Source organism: Oceanobacillus kapialis (assembly GCF_044790185.1).
GTDB classification, from domain to species: Bacteria; Bacillota; Bacilli; order Bacillales; family Amphibacillaceae; genus Oceanobacillus_B; species Oceanobacillus_B kapialis.
Map to the genome: position 1 here is coordinate 2,378,086 of NZ_CP085256.1, position 17,718 is coordinate 2,395,803.

Annotated in this window: 14 protein-coding genes and 1 riboswitch; of the genes, 5 read left to right on the forward strand and 9 right to left on the reverse strand. The window is 40.6% G+C overall.

Features of this window, described 5'->3' with window-relative positions:
• Window positions 1-50 precede the first annotated feature (50 nt).
• From LG273_RS12430 to LG273_RS12450, 5 genes are all read right to left on the reverse strand, one after another.
• Window positions 51-1,499, reverse strand: coding sequence for an o-succinylbenzoate--CoA ligase (locus LG273_RS12430; RefSeq protein WP_404453972.1), 1,449 nt, complete (start codon window positions 1,497-1,499; stop codon window positions 51-53).
• A 75-nt stretch (window positions 1,500-1,574) separates the two neighbouring features.
• A complete protein-coding gene (gene menB / locus LG273_RS12435) occupies window positions 1,575-2,393 on the reverse strand; it encodes a 1,4-dihydroxy-2-naphthoyl-CoA synthase (RefSeq protein ID WP_379561724.1) in 819 nt (272 codons plus the stop codon).
• A 199-nt stretch (window positions 2,394-2,592) separates the two neighbouring features.
• Complete coding sequence (menH, locus tag LG273_RS12440) at window positions 2,593-3,405, reverse strand: 2-succinyl-6-hydroxy-2,4-cyclohexadiene-1-carboxylate synthase (protein ID WP_404453975.1); 813 nt, start codon at window positions 3,403-3,405, stop codon at window positions 2,593-2,595.
• Window positions 3,406-3,407: 2 nt separating this feature from the next.
• Window positions 3,408-5,147 carry a 2-succinyl-5-enolpyruvyl-6-hydroxy-3-cyclohexene-1-carboxylic-acid synthase gene (gene menD, locus LG273_RS12445; RefSeq protein ID WP_404453978.1) on the reverse strand — a complete coding sequence of 580 codons (1,740 nt, stop codon included), beginning with the start codon at window positions 5,145-5,147 and terminating at the stop codon, window positions 3,408-3,410.
• On the reverse strand, window positions 5,144-6,532 hold the full coding sequence (locus tag LG273_RS12450; RefSeq protein ID WP_404453981.1) for an isochorismate synthase MenF: 1,389 nt from the start codon (window positions 6,530-6,532) through the stop codon (window positions 5,144-5,146). Before LG273_RS12450 ends, menD begins: the two co-directional genes overlap by 4 nt.
• A 162-nt stretch (window positions 6,533-6,694) precedes the next feature.
• Between LG273_RS12450 and LG273_RS12455 the strand changes: the two genes are divergently transcribed.
• From LG273_RS12455 to LG273_RS12465, 3 genes are read left to right on the forward strand one after another with little or no spacing between them, the layout of a single operon-like run.
• Window positions 6,695-7,633: a 1,4-dihydroxy-2-naphthoate polyprenyltransferase gene (locus LG273_RS12455; RefSeq protein ID WP_404453984.1), complete on the forward strand. Its 939-nt coding sequence runs from the start codon at window positions 6,695-6,697 to the stop codon at window positions 7,631-7,633.
• Window positions 7,634-7,650: 17 nt separating this feature from the next.
• Window positions 7,651-8,040: a hotdog fold thioesterase gene (locus LG273_RS12460; RefSeq protein WP_404453986.1), complete on the forward strand. Its 390-nt coding sequence runs from the start codon at window positions 7,651-7,653 to the stop codon at window positions 8,038-8,040.
• Window positions 8,041-8,059: 19 nt separating this feature from the next.
• Window positions 8,060-8,413 carry a hypothetical protein gene (locus tag LG273_RS12465; RefSeq protein WP_404453989.1) on the forward strand — a complete coding sequence of 118 codons (354 nt, stop codon included), beginning with the start codon at window positions 8,060-8,062 and terminating at the stop codon, window positions 8,411-8,413.
• 116 nt (window positions 8,414-8,529) lie between these two features.
• Here the strand turns inward: LG273_RS12465 and LG273_RS12470 are convergent, their stop codons facing one another.
• The 3 genes from LG273_RS12470 to LG273_RS12480 all read right to left on the reverse strand — a co-directional run bounded on the left by LG273_RS12470 (window position 8,530) and on the right by LG273_RS12480 (window position 15,523).
• Complete coding sequence (locus LG273_RS12470) at window positions 8,530-9,114, reverse strand: ECF transporter S component (protein ID WP_404459540.1); 585 nt, start codon at window positions 9,112-9,114, stop codon at window positions 8,530-8,532.
• Between the two features lie 161 nt (window positions 9,115-9,275).
• Window positions 9,276-9,419, reverse strand: a riboswitch (FMN riboswitch).
• A 118-nt stretch (window positions 9,420-9,537) separates the two neighbouring features.
• Window positions 9,538-13,923, reverse strand: a complete 4,386-nt coding sequence (locus LG273_RS12475) for a S8 family serine peptidase (protein ID WP_404453992.1) — start codon at window positions 13,921-13,923, stop codon at window positions 9,538-9,540.
• A gap of 541 nt (window positions 13,924-14,464) precedes the next feature.
• Window positions 14,465-15,523, reverse strand: coding sequence for a M20/M25/M40 family metallo-hydrolase (locus LG273_RS12480; protein ID WP_404453995.1), 1,059 nt, complete (start codon window positions 15,521-15,523; stop codon window positions 14,465-14,467).
• A gap of 128 nt (window positions 15,524-15,651) precedes the next feature.
• On the opposite strand from LG273_RS12480, the gene LG273_RS12485 reads away from it, so the two are divergent.
• A complete protein-coding gene (locus tag LG273_RS12485; protein ID WP_404453998.1) occupies window positions 15,652-16,203 on the forward strand; it encodes a thioredoxin family protein in 552 nt (183 codons plus the stop codon).
• A gap of 108 nt (window positions 16,204-16,311) precedes the next feature.
• On the forward strand, window positions 16,312-17,319 hold the full coding sequence (locus LG273_RS12490) for a potassium channel family protein (RefSeq protein ID WP_404454001.1): 1,008 nt from the start codon (window positions 16,312-16,314) through the stop codon (window positions 17,317-17,319).
• Here LG273_RS12490 and LG273_RS12495 read toward each other — a convergent pair.
• The gene (locus LG273_RS12495; protein WP_404454003.1) at window positions 17,296-17,709 is read right to left on the reverse strand and encodes a YugN family protein; all 414 of its coding nucleotides are present in this window, start codon (window positions 17,707-17,709) and stop codon (window positions 17,296-17,298) included. The two genes, LG273_RS12490 and LG273_RS12495, sit on opposite strands and share 24 nt — an antisense overlap.
• Window positions 17,710-17,718 lie beyond the last annotated feature (9 nt).

Below are 17,718 nucleotides of genomic sequence, written 5' to 3' on the forward strand. Positions count from 1 at the left end.
CAGGTAAAAGATCAAAACAGGATGTTCCCCAAGTGGGACACCCTGTTTATTTAATTTAAAAGGTCCAACAGCTTATTTCGTTGTAATTTATTTGAAGCATTTCGTGGTAATGACGTGACAAAATGAAAGGCTACAGGAACTTTGTAGGCCGCTAATTTTTCCTGGGCATACTTTTCAATCATATCTACTGTAATAAAATCATTTACTACTAAAAAAGCGACAGGCTTACTTCCCCATATTGGATCCACTTGCCCCGTTACCCCGACCTCTCTAACTCCTGTGAAAGCAGAAAGAACACTCTCTATTTCAGAAGGATAAATATTTTCCCCGCCGGAAATAATCAGATCTGTTCTTCTTTCCACCACGTATAAAAAGCCTCCCTCGTCAACATATCCAAGATCACCGGTTGCCAACCAGCCCTCTTGCATAGCTTTATTGGTTGCATCCTCTTTATTAAAATATCCGTTTGTTACCATTGGTCCCTTTACCCAAATCTCGCCAACCCCATCTTTATCTGGTCGATTGATTCTAAGCTGGGCAGGTGGCAAGGCTTTTCCAGCAGAACCAACTTTCTCAAGCGCGTCTCTTTCGCTTAGTGTCACAATTTGGGAGGCCGTTTCTGTCATGCCGAATGATTGGAAAACAGGTATGCCTTTGTCTTTAGCGATTTGTAACAGAGATTGTGGAGCAGGACCTCCTCCAAGTAACATACAGCGAAAATGCTCGGGATATACATTATCCCCAAGCTCTTCTAAAAGTTGATGCAACATTACCGTGACGACTGAGAGAATGGTTACGCCCTTTTGGAAAATAGCAGTTTGCACAGTTTTCACATCGAATTTCTCCAATAAAAATACTGGCATTCCATAGATCGCACTACGCATGAGAATCGAAAAACCACTGACATGGAAGAGTGGCAATGCTGCAAGCCATTTATCCTCTTTATGCAACCCTAGATTTAGCGCCGATCCAATTGCACTCCACCAATGGTTCCCATATGTGTGCATGACACCTTTAGGAAAACCTGTCGTCCCAGAAGTATACATAATCGTAAAAAGCGTATCCAATTGAATCTCTTCTTGCAAAGCTACAGAGCTCTCTGGGTTATTTTCTATTTCTGTTAGCTCTACTACCATTTTCACTTTTAGTTCGTTTGCACGTTGCTGTTGATTAGCAGAAACTAACAGCACAGAGACATCAGCGTCGTTTAGTTGGTAGTTTAATTCAGAAGCTGTTAAACGTACATTAAGTAAAACACCAACAGCTCCTATATAACTTAACGCATGGATCGTGATCATCATGGCATCACTATTCTCAGATAAGATACCAACATGTTCTCCCTTTACTACTCCTAATGTGCCCAGTTTTTTTGCATAGGACTGGCTTTTCTCTTGCAGTTCCTTAAAGGTTAGGTATGAACCATCTGCTAATTCAACTGCTGTTTGATCAGGGGCTAATTCTGCCTGTTTTGACAACCAGTGAGGGATTGTGGTAGTCATGTATGTACCCTCCTTTCATGAAGTGAAGTGAAGAAAACCCTTTGCTTCATAGGAGCAAAGGGTTGAAAATACTTTTTAAGGAAAGCGTGGGAATTGCTTGAAATTCGGCTTTCTTTTTTCTTTGAAGGCGTCTCTTCCTTCTTTTGCTTCATCTGTTGTGTAGTACAACAATGTCGCGTCTCCGCCCATTTGCTGCAATCCTGCTAAACCATCGGTATCAGCATTGAAGGATGCTTTTAAGAATCTTAGTGCTGTTGGTGATTTTTCCAAGATTTCTTCACACCATTGGATGGTTTCTTCTTCTAGCTTGTCTAGTGGAACGACTGTGTTAACAAGCCCCATTTCATAAGCTTCCTCTGCATTGTATTGGCGACATAAGTACCAGATTTCTCTTGCACGCTTATGCCCAACCATTCTTGCTAATAAACCTGCACCATAACCAGCATCAAAGCTACCCACTTTTGGACCAGTTTGGCCGAAAATAGCATTGTCTGCAGCAATCGTAAGGTCACATACGACATGTAAAACATGTCCCCCGCCGATAGCATAGCCAGATACCATAGCAATGACTGGCTTCGGAATGGTTCTAATTAATCGTTGTAGATCAAGAACATTTAAGCGTGGAACCTGGTCATCACCTACGTAACCGCCATGTCCCCGGACAGATTGGTCTCCACCTGAACAGAATGCTTTGTCTCCTTCTCCTGCTAGAAGAATAACGCCAATCGTTGAATCATCACGTGCATCTGCAAAGGCATTAATCATTTCATTTACCGTTAAAGGGGTAAATGCGTTACGTTTTTCTGGACGGTTGATTGTAACTTTTGCTATTCCGTTATATTTTTCATATACAATTTCTTGGTATTCTCTTACTTTTTCCCATTGTACTGTCATCTTTTTTCCTCCTTATTATGTAAGTAATAGTGCTTTTTCTTTACCATTTCTTAAATGGCAGCCTTCCAAACCTTTTATTTCAAAAAACTTGAGAAGTGCTCTGATGGTTGAATAGAAGATCTCACCACACAAGAAGGTGATCAAATAAAGTGAACCTTCATTTGGTGGGGGTCTTACTGCCAGTTAAGGTGGGATAAAATTATCTTCCTTCCTCCAGTGAAATGATAAACTCATATACTATATTACCAAAAATCGCTGATTCTTCCACGTGAAGTGCATGACCAGCATGTTCGACAACTTGAAAATCGCTCTGTGGCAAGCGTTCATGCATACTTTTGTTTAATGCTTTAAACTTTGCATCTTCGCCTCCAACTAGCAATAGTGTAGGAATTGAAAGCTGTGATAAATGCCCCCACCAGGAAGGCTGACTGCCTGTTCCCATAAAGCGCAATGACATAGCAAGACCCTCAGCAGAATGTAATAATCTTTCTTGTCGAATAGCTCCTCTTTTATCAGGAGGTAATTGTTCCTGTGTAGAGAAAAGGGGAATTTTCTCCCAAAAATCTACAAATGCTTTAACACCTTCACGCTCAAGTTTTCTCGCCAGTTGTTCATCTTTGTTTCTGCGCTCCAGTCTTTCTTTTTCAGTTAGTAAACCTGGTGAAGCACTCTCTAATATAAGCTTATCTACTAGATGGGGATAGAGACAGGCAAAGGATAGCGCTGTCCTCCCTCCCATTGAATATCCTAATAGATTGACTTTTTCAATGCCTAATGTCTGAACGAGTGCTGCAAGATCTCTGCAGCACATTTCCATGGTAATAGGTACCTGTGTAGTAGTCTTTCCATGTCCTGGAAGGTCAAGTGTGACGACAGTATAATTATCCTTCCATTTTTTCACCAAAGAATCCCATGTTTTAGTTGACCCAGTAAAACCATGTAGAAGCAGCAGAACGGGACCAGAGCCAGTTTTCTCTACCCAATACATGGTGTCATGAATGTTGTAATACATTGCTATGCCTCGTCCTTTATCTCTTCAGCAATCGCCTTCCATATGTTACGGTGCCAGCTTGTATTTGCGTCTCGGTCTGTCTTAACTTCCACCACTGAAAGCCCTTTGGATTGATAACTCTCATATAAAACTTTTTTCAAGTCTTCCTCTGACTCTGCGCTTGTATAGTTGCCTCCGTACATGTTCACAGCTTGCTTAAATTCTATATCCACCGGCGTTCCAAATAACACTTCAAAATGCTTTTCCTCTTGGGATTGAGGAAGGAAAGAAAAAATGCCTCCACCATTATTATTGATTAACAATATGGTAATATTCAGCCCATATTGCCTCGCAATCAACAATGCATTTAAATCATGGTAAAAGGATAAATCACCAAGCACAAGGGTGACAGGAGTCCCATAAGCAGCAGCTCCTAATGCGCTTGACACCATACCGTCAATCCCGTTTGCACCGCGGTTAGCCAAAATAGACAACTGTTTTGGCGTGGTCAAAAAGAAAGTGTCTAAATCACGTACGGCCATGCTGTTCCCAATATAAATACTACTTTCTTCTGGTATAACATCTATTAGGGCTCTTACTGCTTCTCCTTCAGTAATTGCTCCAGTCGCCTCCGTAAGAAGATGTTTTTTTGCAACTTGGTTCATTTCCTGCCAGCTAGCTAACCACTCCTTGTCGTGTAGTGGCTTATGCTCCAGTTGCAAAAGAGCTTCACAAAAAAGCACAGGATCAGCAAAAATGAAACCTGTATTATTACCTGTTGGCTCGCGAAACCCTGCATGATTTTCCACAACAAATTGTGGGGTATGTGCATGCTCGTTTACATAAAATAGATAAGGTTTCGACACGGGCATTGCACCAAAACGAATTATATAGTCTGGACTTAACTTCTTTCGTAATGCCTCGTCGCGAAAGAAAGCATCATAGGTTTCGATAATTAAATCTTTAGCATGCTCCCCTGCACGCATTTGTGATAAAGGATCAGCTAAAATAGGAATCCCCCACGCTTCTGCCAGGCTAGTGACAGCCTGAGCTAATTCTTGCTCCATTTGCGGCCCACAAACAATAATACCTTTATCTTTACCTTCTAGCTTTTGCAAAAAGGAAGAAAGTTGTTGGGCCGAAAGCTGCCTTTTGCCATCAAAAGCAGGGTTGCGAGGTTCTATTGCCCGGTGATCGCCCCATAAATTATCTAGTGTGAAGTCAGGTACTAAAGGATCCCTGAATGGAAAGTTTAGATGTACTGGTCCCGGATTGCCTTCTTGTGCCATAAACACAGCTCTTGCAGCTTTATTCCTCACATAGTCAAGCATTTTTTCTGAGGCCTCTGGTAACGCCATTTCTTGGAACCATTTTACATAATCCCCATAAAGTTTTATTTGCTCGATCGCTTGTGGTGCACCAACATCCCGTAATTCGTGAGGACGGTCAGCTGTTAGGACAACAAGCGGTATTCTGCTGTAATGGGCCTCAACGATTGCTGGAAAATAATTAGCTGCAGCGGTACCTGATGTACAGACGAGCGCCACTGCACGTGAAGTCTTCTTAGCAATTCCCATTGCAAAAAAGGCAGCAGAACGCTCGTCAATCACCACCCATTCTTTCATAACAGGGTGTTCAGCTATCGTCATGGCAAGTGGTGTGGAACGTGAACCCGGGGAAATCACTACGTCGGTGACACCACTTTTGGACAATTCATCGACAAAATTAGCTGTATACCTGGTTAATGCTACGGTAGAACTCATTTTTCCCCCTCCAGTACTGAAAGCATCGGTGTTAGTTTAATATTTGTTTCCTCAAATTCTTCTTCTGGATCAGAATCCTTTACAACGCCACAACCCGCAAATAGGGATGCTTCATCTCCCTGGATCAAGCCTGAACGAATGGCTACCGCAAATTCTCCGTTATCACGATTATCCAGCCATCCGACAGGTGCTCCATACCAGCCACGATCCAAAAGCTCATGCTCACGTATAAAGGCAACAGACTCTTCACGTGGGGTCCCACCTAAAGCAGGAGTAGGATGTAAGTTTTTTATAATATCCAAAATACTGTTGCCTTCATTTAGACGAGCAGTGACTGGGGTATATAAATGTTGTAAATTTTTCAATGGATATACAACTGGTTCATCTGGAATGTCAATGTCTGTACAATATGATTCAATGGCCTTTTTCATCATTTGTACTACAAAGTCATGCTCACCCCGGTTTTTTTGATCATGAAACAAATGATAGCTAATCCGTGCATCCTCTTCCTCTGTTTCCCCTCTAGGAGCTGTACCCGCTAGACAAGTTGAGAAAAGGCTACTCTCTCTAATTTTCACTAAACGTTCCGGAGTCGCGCCAATAAAGCAATCTCTTCCTTGTTCAAAAGAAAAAATAAAGCTATTGGGCTGAGTACTTAATAGCTTACGTATAACATTTCCGCTGTCTGCTTCTTTGTCTAGCTTTAAACGTACTTCCCTAGCTAACACAATTTTATCGACATGACTTTGTTGTATTTCATTTGTAGCTAATTTGACAGTTTGCTTCCATTTATTCGGTGAGATATCATGTCTGCCAACAATGTGTGTATCTTCTCCATATTTCGGGAGACTTTCCAAAAGCTTACGTTCCTCACGCTTTAATTGATTAGCAAGCTGGCGTGGGTGATCATCTTCTCTTACGACAATATTCATTGTGAAATAATAGTCTTTTTCATGTTCGGTCAATAAATATTCGGGTACCGTAAACCGAATTGGTTCAAAGTTTGCCCAAAGTGCTGTTTTCTCCTTCTCAGGATCAAAAGCTGCCCCACCAATAGCAACAATACCTGTTCCCGGAACATCGTATGGATTATTTGAGACAGCATCTTCTAGAAGATTATTCCATATCTGTTCTGCTGTTTCAAAACGATTATGCCTTGCGATAATTTCAATAGCACTTCCGGCCCCTACAAGGGTGTATGCTTCTGCCGTACTTGTCCAAAACAATCGCTCATTCCTTATTTGATTTGCTACATCATAAAAAGCAAGGGTATCCACTTTCTCTACCCTTTTTGTAATACTAACAAGTCTGCTACTCTGAGGCCGAATCGTATCAATTGCCTCCTGTAATACAGCTTCTATATTTTCTTCCTTCAGTTCAATCATCTATATAAACCTCCGTAATCAAACAATGCGCCATTCTGTCATCTTCTCCTATTTTATTCTCTTTTCTCTGGTTTCTCAAGGAAATCCTCCCCGTTAATTGACACCCCCTTATAATTTCCCTAAAATTGATACGATAGGCGTGTAAATCAGGGGGAAAATAGAATGAACTCATCCAATAATCATACGATAAAACAAGCTTTAAACGAAAAGGAAGGATTTCAGGTATGGTGGCGTTTATTACGGCCACATACGTTAACAGCTTCTTTTGTACCTGTTTTTGTGGGCTCCATGTTTGCTTTAAATGAAGCAACATCCTTCCATCTTCTTTTATTTTTTGCAATGTTACTTGCATCCATGCTGATTCAATCAGCAACAAATATGTTTAATGAATATTATGATTTCGTAAGAGGACTAGACACCGAGGAATCTGTAGGGATCGGTGGCACGATCGTAAGAGATGGTATTAAGCCTAAAACCGTGCTAAACCTCGCTTTAACCTTTTTTGGAATTGCCATTCTTCTTGGAGTATATATTTGCATGGAATCAAGTTGGTGGATTGCACTTATCGGTTTAGTATGTATGCTTTTCGGTTATTTATATACAGGTGGACCGTTGCCAATTGCTTATACTCCATTAGGAGAACTATTTTCTGGTTTTTTAATGGGGACTGTCATTATAGGGATTAGCTTTTTCATACAAACTGGCACCATCACAGCAGGGTCAATCTGGGTATCCATCCCTGTCGCGCTCTTTATCGGAGCTATTATGTTATCCAATAATATCCGAGACCTTGATGGAGATAAAGAAAATGGGCGTAAAACGATTGCTATTTTAGTTGGTAGAAAGAATGCAATAAAAGTGCTTGCAGGCTTTTTCATTCTTTCCTTCATCCTTACAGCAGCTTATATCATTGTCGGTATTCTTCCATTATGGTCGCTTATTTCATTTGTTGCTATGATTAAAGCATATGACGTGATTAAAAAGTTTCAAGGTAAATCAATGCCGCTTGAAATGATGCCTGCAATGGCTGCAACTGGTAAAACCAATAGCATCTATGGAATTCTACTAGGAATATCACTACTCATTAACGCCTTATTTTAAGAAGGGATGTCCTATATATGGAATTTAATCAGACTCTAATGGAAGCACTTGGTATCGAAATAAAATCGTTGGACAAAAACCTTGTCGTCCTAACCATGCCAGTTGATGAAAGAACACGGCAACCTGCGGGATATTTGCACGGTGGGGCAAGTGTTGCGCTTGCCGAAACTGCTGCCAGTATTGGAGCAATGACCAATATCGACACAACAACTTTTAATGTTTTTGGCATGGAAATAAATGCGAATCATATTAGGAGTAAACGAGAGGGAACGGTCACTGCAATAGCAAAACCTCTTCACATTGGAAAAACCACCATGGTGTGGGAAATACAAATAGTAGATGAAGGAGAAAAACTTGTGTGTATTTCAAGGTGCACATTAGGAATAGTCCCTAAGAAGCAGTCATAACGAAAGGAGATCCGGTACTATGAAAACATATCTGAGCAAAGATAAATTAGATAAATTCAAAAAACAACTCCTACAAATGAAAAAAGAAAATGAAGACAAAATTGCAGAAAACCAAGAGCAAAGCCCAAATGATTCGATAAATGAACTAGCAGACTATGACAATCATCCAGGGGATATGGGGACAGAGCAATTCGAACAAGAACGTGACGCTGGTTTAAACCTTGTACGTGAAGAGAGGCTTCGTGAAATCGATGATGCATTAAAGCGGATCGAAAATGGCACCTTCGGATTAAGTGAAAAGTCAGGGAAGCCAATTCCAGAGGAACGTTTAGAAGTACAACCTACAGCAAGATACCTTGTCGACGAACAATAAAGATTCTTTTGTGCTTAGGATATTAAATAGAAGATAATGTAAAAACACCGCTACATGATCATCATGCTAGCGGTGTTTATTGCATCTATTGTTTTTCGGTTAAAGTCTTCTTCAGCTTACGCAAGTCCTGCTTGTTTTTCTTCAATCCACTGCCTCATTTTTAGGAATAATGGTACAAACAACAGTCCGACAACTATTCCTTTTATTAGATTAAACGGTAGTATTCCCGCATAAACGGAAAACCATTTTAACTGCTCGGTCATTTCCCATCCCATAAACCAACCATATGCTGGCAGGATTAAGAAGTAGTTTAGAACACTCATCCCAAGTGCCATCACGATCGTACCAGTAACAAGTCCAGAAATAACACTTTTAACACCTTTATATTTGTGATACATAAGGGCCACAGGCACGATAAATAATACACCTGTAATAAAATTAGCTAGTACGCCAATTAATTCTCCCCCGCCAATTGCAAGATATAAGATATTTTTGATAGCGACAACGATTACACCTGCTAATGGCGAAAAAATAAATGCAGCCATTAAGGCAGGTACCTCACTGAAATCAATTTTCAAATAAGGGGTTGGTAGAAATGGTAGGGGAAAGTTAATAAAGAATAACACCAATGAAATGGTCCCCAATAAAGCTAGAATAATAAGTTTTAACAAGCTGAATGATTGCGTTTTTGATGAATGCATCATCCTTCTCCTCCTTCATCTTAAATCGATTCCTATCTCGTGATGAAGGATCCGCCGTCTTCCATTTAAATACAAAAAACCCTAAAGCCTAATCGGGGCTTTAGGGTTTGTTTATTAAATCATAGGAAAAATAAGCGCAGTAAATGCACTATATTCCGGCTCGACATCTTCTCCCATCCAGACTGTAACTGTCGGTTCTGGACTTGCACCAGATCAGCCGCAATGAACATTGCGGGTCACGGACTTAAAGCACCTAAATGCTTCTTACCGTCGGTCGGGAATTTCACCCTGCCCCGAAGATGGAATCGATTATTAAATTATAAGGATAGTATACTTCAGATAAAGAGATTTGAAAAGTCTTTTGCTTCAAAACAAAAACAAGGTGTGTAGATTTTCTCTACACACCTTGCTTACTTAGTGAGATCAGTCGACGTTAATCATTAATTTTCCGTCAGCCTGTTCTCTTGTTTCATTACCATAATCATCTTCTACTTTTACTTCGATTACTGCACCATCCGCTACTACGTTGCTAGTTGCTGTCCAATAACCTACATAGTGACCATCAGATGTTTCCATCATTGGTAACTCCGTAGCGTTAGCAATACTACTCTTCGCATTCGTCAATGGCATATGAATAGCAAAGGTAGCATCTAGACCAGGTTCACTATCGAATTCAATTTTGACACTTTCACCTGCCTGCAATGTCACATCTTCTGTTGGCGTTAAGTTCTCAATTTCAGGTGCGTCGTACTTCACGTCAATTGTTACCGTTTCAGAAGTTGTATTACCTGCAAGGTCATGTGCGACAACCTCGATTTCATTTTCTCCATTGTCTAATAGAATCCGTTTAGAATAGGAGCCATCTTCTACAGCTGCTTCTTGGCCATTAACTTCTACGAAATCGAGATTAGCATCATCTACAGTACCTTCTACTGTAACTGTTTCACGATTTGTTTTATCCCCATCTTCAGGGCTATCAATTGTTAATTCAGGAGCCTCTGTATCTAAAGTGACGACAACTGGCTCTGATTCACCAATTTCTGTACCATCTAATAAAGATACAGCGGTTAGCTCATTTTCACCTTCAGTTAGTTCAGCATCAATTGCAAAGGTTCCTTCTTCACCAATTTCAGCAGTACCAACCTCTTCACCATTGTTTAATAGCTGGACAGTTGTTGTAGGAGAAGCTGTTCCTTCAACAGTAATTTCTGATTCGTTTGTAATTAGATCTTCTGTTGGAGAAGTAATTACAGGCGTCTCAGCTTCGTAGCTAACCCGTGAGCGAATCATATAATTACCTTCCGCTGCTGGTGAAGGAGACCACGCCCCGCCAACTAACTGATAGCTTCGTTCAGCATTCGGACCATTTTCATCTGTTGCAAGTCCAGGTGCGCCTGTATTCGGTTGCGTTTGAATATAGACCATATAAAAATCTTCTTCTACTACAATACCATGCTCTGATAGATCAACAACTGTCCACTCACCAGAATCCCGTACGGCTTCTGCATTAAACGGACCAGCTATTTTTTCACCAGGCTGACCGTCTGTACCAGACGCATCCCAAACCTCTACAGCAAATTCAGTTCCACCAGGACTAGGGAATTCTTCATCCCAGAATTTGAACACACCGTCTGTTACGACAGCAGACTCTTCCCCATCAGGAAGGGACATTTTAACCGCCCAGCCATTTCCTGCATCATAGAAAGCACGGGCGTTTTCAGCAGTGCCATCATCATAAGCAATTTCTCCCCCAGGAACTGTATAGAACGGTTCTAGAGAAACGTCAGCTACTGCATCGCCATCCTCTAAGTTTACTTCTATTTCAGTTCCATGATAACCGCTTGCTACTATTTTAAGTGTATAGCTTCCTTCATAGGCAGTAAGGGAATAATTACCCTCAGCATCCGTTTGAACTGGTGTAACGTTAGCGTCTTCGACCACGATAACGGTAGCACCTTCAACTGGTTCACCAGTAGCTTCATCCGTAATAGTTCCGCTCACAGTATGCTGTGCAATTTCCTCTAAAGTGAAATCAGCTGTACTAACTTCATCGTTTTCAATCGAAACGGTTTGCTCTTGTGAAGCAAATCCATAAGCTTCAGCTTTGACAGTAAATTCACCTGCAGCATGAAGTAATGAGTAAGAACCATTTTCTGGATCCGTCTGAACCGTTCTACCACTTTCAAGCACACTTACCTGAGCGCTCATTGGTAATAGTACAGGACTAATTGGATCCTTTTCTGGTTTGTCTTTCTTTTCTGGTTTAATTGGAGCAATTTTAGCAGGGTTCACTTTTTCTTTTAACGATGCCTTTTCATCACTCTTAATGACGCCAAGTGCATTATTAAATTCAGTGACTCCCATAGATCCTTTATTTAGACCAAGGGAACCTTTATTTTTCCCTTTTGCTTTACCTTTATTTTTCTTCACAGAAGCACTTGCGCTATCAGAGGTATCGGATAGTTCAACATCATCAATGTAAAAACCATCTCGCACCACGGAACCGTCTGTCGTTAGGTTAAAGCCGATATAAACACGTTGACCACTATATTCGGAAAGATCAATTTCTACATTCTCCCAATCCTCCGAAACATTGGTTATTCTAGCTAGTTGTGTCCATTCTTCTTGGTCTGTCGAAATAAATACATGGCCATAATCCCAGTTGTTTTCTATGTTGTACCACTGACTGAATTGTAAGTATGATTCTCCTTCTGGTAAGTCAACCGGAGGCATTACTAGGGTTGTGTTTGTATTACTATCATAGGTTCCTTCTAGGTTTGTTGCATACACATTCTCCCCAGATACTGCACTTTCTGGTCCTGAAGTAGGAATGCCGCGTTCCCAGCTATTATTCTCTCCGAATACTGTCCAGCCAGCAGCCTCAGATTCAAAATCCTCTGAATAACCAACTGAAATTCCTGGATGCAGTTCCACGGTGTATTCGTCACTGGAAACCTCATTATTCCCAAAATCATTGATGCTCCAGCTATACGTTAGAGCTTCACCATCAATATGATCACCAGGGATTGTAGCTATATACTCTCCATCTTTAAAGTCTCCCGAAACTCGTTCTGCTTGAACCGTTTGTGCTTCTCCATTACCATCTGTGTAGTTAAGCACAACGGAGGAGACGCTTATGTTGTCAGTTACATGAATGGATAAGTCTAAATCCATGCCAATATAGGATTCAGCTGGTCCTTCATGTTCAAAAGTAGGTGCTTCCGTGTCTTCCCCTTCTTTAGTAACCTGTCCTTCTAAGGTTCCTAATCCTGTAACAAGAGAAGATACAGCGTCATAGCCATTTACAAGGCCATAACCATACCCATTGTTTGGCACCTCAGTGAATTCATCGTCTGTTAATGGTGTTGCGGTTGTAATTAGCAACTCTTCAATTTCATCGACTGTCAAACTAGCATCTGCTTGCTTGATTAAAGCAACTACTGCAGATACTGCTGGACCAGCCATAGAGGTACCATTCCAACCACCTTCATATCCACCGCCTGGCACACTAGAACGGATGTTTACACCAGGTGCAGAGATATCTGGTTTCACTTCATCATAGGGAGAAGGGCCTTGTAGTGAGAAGCTTGCCAATGAATCATTTGCATCTGTAGCCCCCGTAGCAAACGACTCTGGATAGTTAGCAGGTACTGCTATTGATTCAGGTCCACCTGGGTTAAATAAAGTCGTATTACCTGCAGAGAATTCCGGGAAAATCTCCGCTGCTCTCCAGTTGATAACAACATCACGATACCACTCATCCAGACCAGGACCACCGCCCCAAGAGTTGTTTACAACATCTGGTGCCATATCGACACGAGCATTACCTTCTGAGTCTGTAGGAGCTAAAATCCATTCTGCAGCTTCCAGTAAATCTACATCGGTTCCACCATCTGCAGTGAAGGCTTTAACAGCGATCCATTGTGCACCAGGGGCAACACCGACCTGATTTGATCCATCTGGTTCACTACCGACCATAGTTCCTGTAACATGTGTTCCATGCCCTTGATCGTCATATGGTACTTCTTCATTTGCTGTTGCGTCAAACCAGTTATAATCATGACTAACGTCACCAGTTGCCGCATCATACCCACGGTATTTCTCTTGTAGTGCAGGGTGATCATATTGTACTCCGGTATCGATGCTTGCTACTGTGACACCAGAACCATCAAATCCCATGTCCCAAACAGCCGGAGCACCAACACGTTCTACATTCCATTCCACATTTGCAACTTCAGAAGCAGGTGCCTTCGCATCCTCTGTTACTGTTGTGAAAAGTTCGCGCTTTTCATTTGGCAAGATTTTCTCCACTTCAGCAAAAGTAGCAATTTTTTCTGCCACTTCTTTTGTTGCTGTAACGGCCATACCGTTTACAATATGAAAAGATTGATAATCATCAACCTTCCCTGAATCTAATTGTGCTTCAAGGAAGTCTTTAACATTCTGTTGTGAAGTAAGCGATGTTGCCTTTAATTCAGACACAACTGCCGAACGTTGGACAAGTTCCGCCTGATGTGCAGACATTTTCGCTTTGGCTGTAGAATTTTTTGCTTCCTTCGCAATTTTAGCTGTATCAGCCTTCTCTGCAAATTTAACTAGAAAGGTAATTTTTTCATCTTTCTTAAACGCATCAAGCAGTCGATCTGTTACTTTGTTTTGTACAACTGAGCTTGACGATTCGTTTACCGACTGATGTAGTTTATTGCTGGATTCTGCGCTTGCTATTCCTGGGGTAACCAATGAAAAGGTCATTAAAACGGATGCAGCAATACTGAACACTTTCGTTTGTCGTCGCTTTTTTGTTCTCAAACTATTTCCTCCCCTCAATTTTTAAGACAGATTTTATCGAAGCAAAAAAACACCTACTGCCTCCTCTCCCTGAATTTTTAAGTGGGTCCTGATGCCAGTGGTGGTATTTGTAGAATCTATGTTGTTAATGTGAGTATAAGGAAACTAGACATTGATTTGTGTCGCATTGTGTCGATTTAAAACTGAATTTTCAAAATTGATTAAATAGTAGTGATTTTTCCTCTTTAGTTCATGAGACCATAGTCTGTTAGTGACCAAATCCCCCCCTCATTCATGTGCTTAAAATCTCGACCTATCAAGGGTTTATATTTTTTCAAAAAAAGAACTTTTACAATGGAAATTATAAAAATGCATCAAAATACCTTGTAAGGCACATAAAAGAAGCCCCTTTATTTCATTTGAAAGAAATAAAAGGGCTTTAGTAGCAATTTAAGTATTAAATTATCACTCTTTTTTCATACTAAAATAAGCTGTTCAAACTTTAGGTCTAAAATGCCTTTTACTAAAAGTTTTTTAGTGCTGAAGTATAATCCTTGTAATGTTAGTCTTCTAACGGATTTAAGCTTTCTTCTCCCGTTAAAGAAGACAACATGGTTACCAATAATTCAATTTCTTCATCGATATCTTGCAAGCTTGCGGTTTCTACAGGAGAATGCATATAGCGTAATGGCAAAGAAACGAGTGATACTGGTACTCCAACACCAGTTAATCGCATTTTATCTGCATCTGTACCAGTCATTCTTGGGGTTAGCTCGTACTGTACATCCATATCTAAGCGTTTTGCTGCTTTTTCAAGAAGTTTATTAATTTTTATATTGATAGGTGCCCCTTTAGCTAAAACAGGTCCTTTTTCCAGCCTTACATCACCATGCTTTTGCTTGTTTACGCCTGGATAATCTGTTGCAAACGTCACATCACAAGCAATTGCCATTGTCGGTTTAACGCCTGCAGCAGCGAAATAAGCTCCACCCATGTTAGTTTCTTCATTCACAGTGCTCGCAGCATATACACCAACCGAACATCCCTTGTCCTTTAGACGTCTTAATACTTCTGCTACAATAAACGCACCTGTCCGGTTATCCAAGCCACGCCCTGCAACGTACCGATCTCTTAAAATCTCTGGTTCAGTTTTATAAACAGCTAGGTCCCCAATCTGCACATCTCTTTCTGCTTCGTCTTTTGATTGATAGCCACAGTCAATAAATAAGTCTTCCAGACCAAAGTCATTTTTAAGTCCACCGTGATGCTGAGCATTGACGCCAATAACACCAGTGATCGTCTTGTTATAGCCTAAAATGTTGGTCTTCATGCCGACGGCAGCTTTAGGGTTAACGCCACCCATTTTATCAAAATGCAAAAAGCCTTCCTCATCGATGCGGTTAATTACCAGACCGATTTCATCACAATGTCCCGCTAGTAGTACTTTAAATGGCGCATCAGGATTGAGGACGCCAATCGCATTTCCTGCATTATCTGTCTTTATTTCATCTGCAAATTCTTTGACGTAATTGATCCACTTCTTCTGTATTGCCATCTCATTACTTGATGGTGAGGCAGTATGTAATAGTTCCAATAAAAATTCACGGTTTGCTGTTTCCATTTTTTCATCCTCCTTCAAGCATATCTTTTTCTATAATAGCAAATTATCTAATAAAGAGCACTTTTGTTTACGAATCTTTTTATAATGGATACACTCAAGGTAATTAAACGATAAGGGAGCGGTAAGCAATGAACCTAAATACGTGGTTTGAAAAAGGGATGTCCCCAGATGTGTATATCGAATCCATGGAAAACCATAAAGAAAATTTACTTTATATTTACGATACCTTTTCTTTACCAAATGACACAGCGTTTTTTACAGAGCTACAAAATCGGGATCTTCGGGCTATTGTCCTTACAGAAGATTGGTGCGGGGATGCCATGCTTAACATCCCAATCCTACTTCACTTAGCAGAAGCAACCAACATGGATGTTCGTATGCTACTTCGCGATCAAAATTTAGAGTTAATGGATAACTATTTAACAAATGGGACAGCAAGGTCTATCCCAATTATAATTTTCCTTGATCAGGATGGAAATGAGGTAGCGAAATGGGGACCTAGAGCAGAAAAGATCCAAGAATTTGTAACAGAGTCCCGAGAGAAACTACCTGAAAAGGATGCGGATGACTATCAGGAGAAATTCAATGAAATGATCCTATTCATGACAAAGTCATTCCGTGACAACCATGATTTTTGGGATGAAGTGTATCAAAGCTTAAAAAAGACACTAAAAAACTAAAGATAAAATTCTAAATAAGTTACGAAAGCTGACAAAATTTTGTCAGCTTTTTGTATATACCTCGAAAACCTATGTCCATACTAGTGGAAAAAGACAACAGGTGAGCCTATGAATGTTCGATTTATTAAACAAGTGTATCATCAGTTACCCGTTATAGTAAGATTACTTCTAAGTATTGCTACCATTATGATGTTTTTTGGGACAATCATTCATCTAGTGGAACCAAATCAGTTCCCATCCGTATTTGATGGAATATGGTGGGCTATAGTTACTGGTGCTACTGTAGGGTATGGCGATTATGTCCCTTTAACTATTCCTGGGAAATTAGTAGCGATAACACTTATCCTGTCAGGTGGTGGGCTTGTCGCCTACTATATCACGACACTCTCAGCTGCCACTGTACAACGGGAAAAAGACCTAGTAGAAGGAAAACTTCACTTCAGGGGAAGTAATCATTACATTTTTATCGGGTGGAACGAGCGTATTCGCAGATTAATTGACATCACCCTGGAAAATAGCCCCCATACGCAAATTGTTCTAATTGACCGTACATTAAAATCTGTAGACTATCAACAGTATCCAGTCCACTTTATAAAAGGAGACCCTACTGAAGATAATATCCTCAAGCAGGCAAACATTTCCCTGGCACAACGCGTACTCATCTCAGCAGATGTATCGGCTCGAAATGAACGCCAGGCTGATAACGATACCATTTTAACCACCGTAGCTGTAAGAGGAAATAATAAACATGTATGGATTATTGCTGAAATTCTCACTCAAGTCCAAATCGAAAATGCATTACGAGCAGGGGCCACTACAATAATTCGCTCTAATGATTTTATGTCAGGTCTTTTCTATCATGAACTGTCTCACACTATTAACGCTACACCTTTCGAAGATATATTACAGCTCATGCGTACCCAGCAATTTCATCATATTAAGGTTACAGAAGACATACATAATAGAACATTCGAAGACATTGCTTCCTTCTACATTAAACGTCAGCACATTATACTCGGGGTTGTCCGTGACAGGGATTATCATTTTAATTGTCCGCCCACCTTCCTGCTACAGGAAGGCGACATTCTTTTATTATTGGTCGCTTGGAAGAATTAGCTCTTCAAGCTTTTGTACGAGACTCTTTCCAACCTCAATATATTCCTGAGGTACATCAGCGTCTGGGTTTGTAGGTGTCTGAAATTGGTTAAAGGCACCTTGAATAGCGCCATTTCGACTATCTTGGTCATTTCCAGACTCATACTCGTGTGCCAGCAAAAAGGGTTTTTCCAAGCGTACAGTAACCCCTGGATAATCTAAGGAGCCAGCAACAGCATAAAAGGGAACACGTAAAAAGTAATAGGCTCCTTTATCATCAATTTTCAAATCAAAATAACCGTTCTCATAGTCCCAATTTGCGCCAATAACATAACCCTCTGGCTTTAGAAGTTCTTCTAATATATATAAAGGATAAATTCTTTCTTCAACTTTTGAATCCAATGGTACCATGTTAATCAT

Excerpts from the sequence above, each read along its gene's own strand:
- LG273_RS12470 (WP_404459540.1), bottom strand. The coding sequence starts at position 9,114 with ATGCATTCATCAAAAACGCAATCATTCAGCTTGTTAAAACTTATTATT.
- LG273_RS12430 (WP_404453972.1), bottom strand. The coding sequence starts at position 1,499 with ATGACTACCACAATCCCTCACTGGTTGTCAAAACAGGCAGAATTAGCC.
- menH (WP_404453975.1), bottom strand. The coding sequence starts at position 3,405 with ATGTATTACAACATTCATGACACCATGTATTGGGTAGAGAAAACTGGC.
- menD (WP_404453978.1), bottom strand. The coding sequence starts at position 5,147 with ATGAGTTCTACCGTAGCATTAACCAGGTATACAGCTAATTTTGTCGAT.
- LG273_RS12490 (WP_404454001.1), top strand. The coding sequence starts at position 16,312 with ATGAATGTTCGATTTATTAAACAAGTGTATCATCAGTTACCCGTTATA.
- LG273_RS12450 (WP_404453981.1), bottom strand. The coding sequence starts at position 6,532 with ATGATTGAACTGAAGGAAGAAAATATAGAAGCTGTATTACAGGAGGCA.
- LG273_RS12465 (WP_404453989.1), top strand. The coding sequence starts at position 8,060 with ATGAAAACATATCTGAGCAAAGATAAATTAGATAAATTCAAAAAACAA.
- LG273_RS12455 (WP_404453984.1), top strand. The coding sequence starts at position 6,695 with ATGAACTCATCCAATAATCATACGATAAAACAAGCTTTAAACGAAAAG.
- LG273_RS12480 (WP_404453995.1), bottom strand. The coding sequence starts at position 15,523 with ATGGAAACAGCAAACCGTGAATTTTTATTGGAACTATTACATACTGCC.
- LG273_RS12485 (WP_404453998.1), top strand. The coding sequence starts at position 15,652 with ATGAACCTAAATACGTGGTTTGAAAAAGGGATGTCCCCAGATGTGTAT.
- LG273_RS12460 (WP_404453986.1), top strand. The coding sequence starts at position 7,651 with ATGGAATTTAATCAGACTCTAATGGAAGCACTTGGTATCGAAATAAAA.
- LG273_RS12495 (WP_404454003.1), bottom strand. The coding sequence starts at position 17,709 with ATGGTACCATTGGATTCAAAAGTTGAAGAAAGAATTTATCCTTTATAT.
- menB (WP_379561724.1), bottom strand. The coding sequence starts at position 2,393 with ATGACAGTACAATGGGAAAAAGTAAGAGAATACCAAGAAATTGTATAT.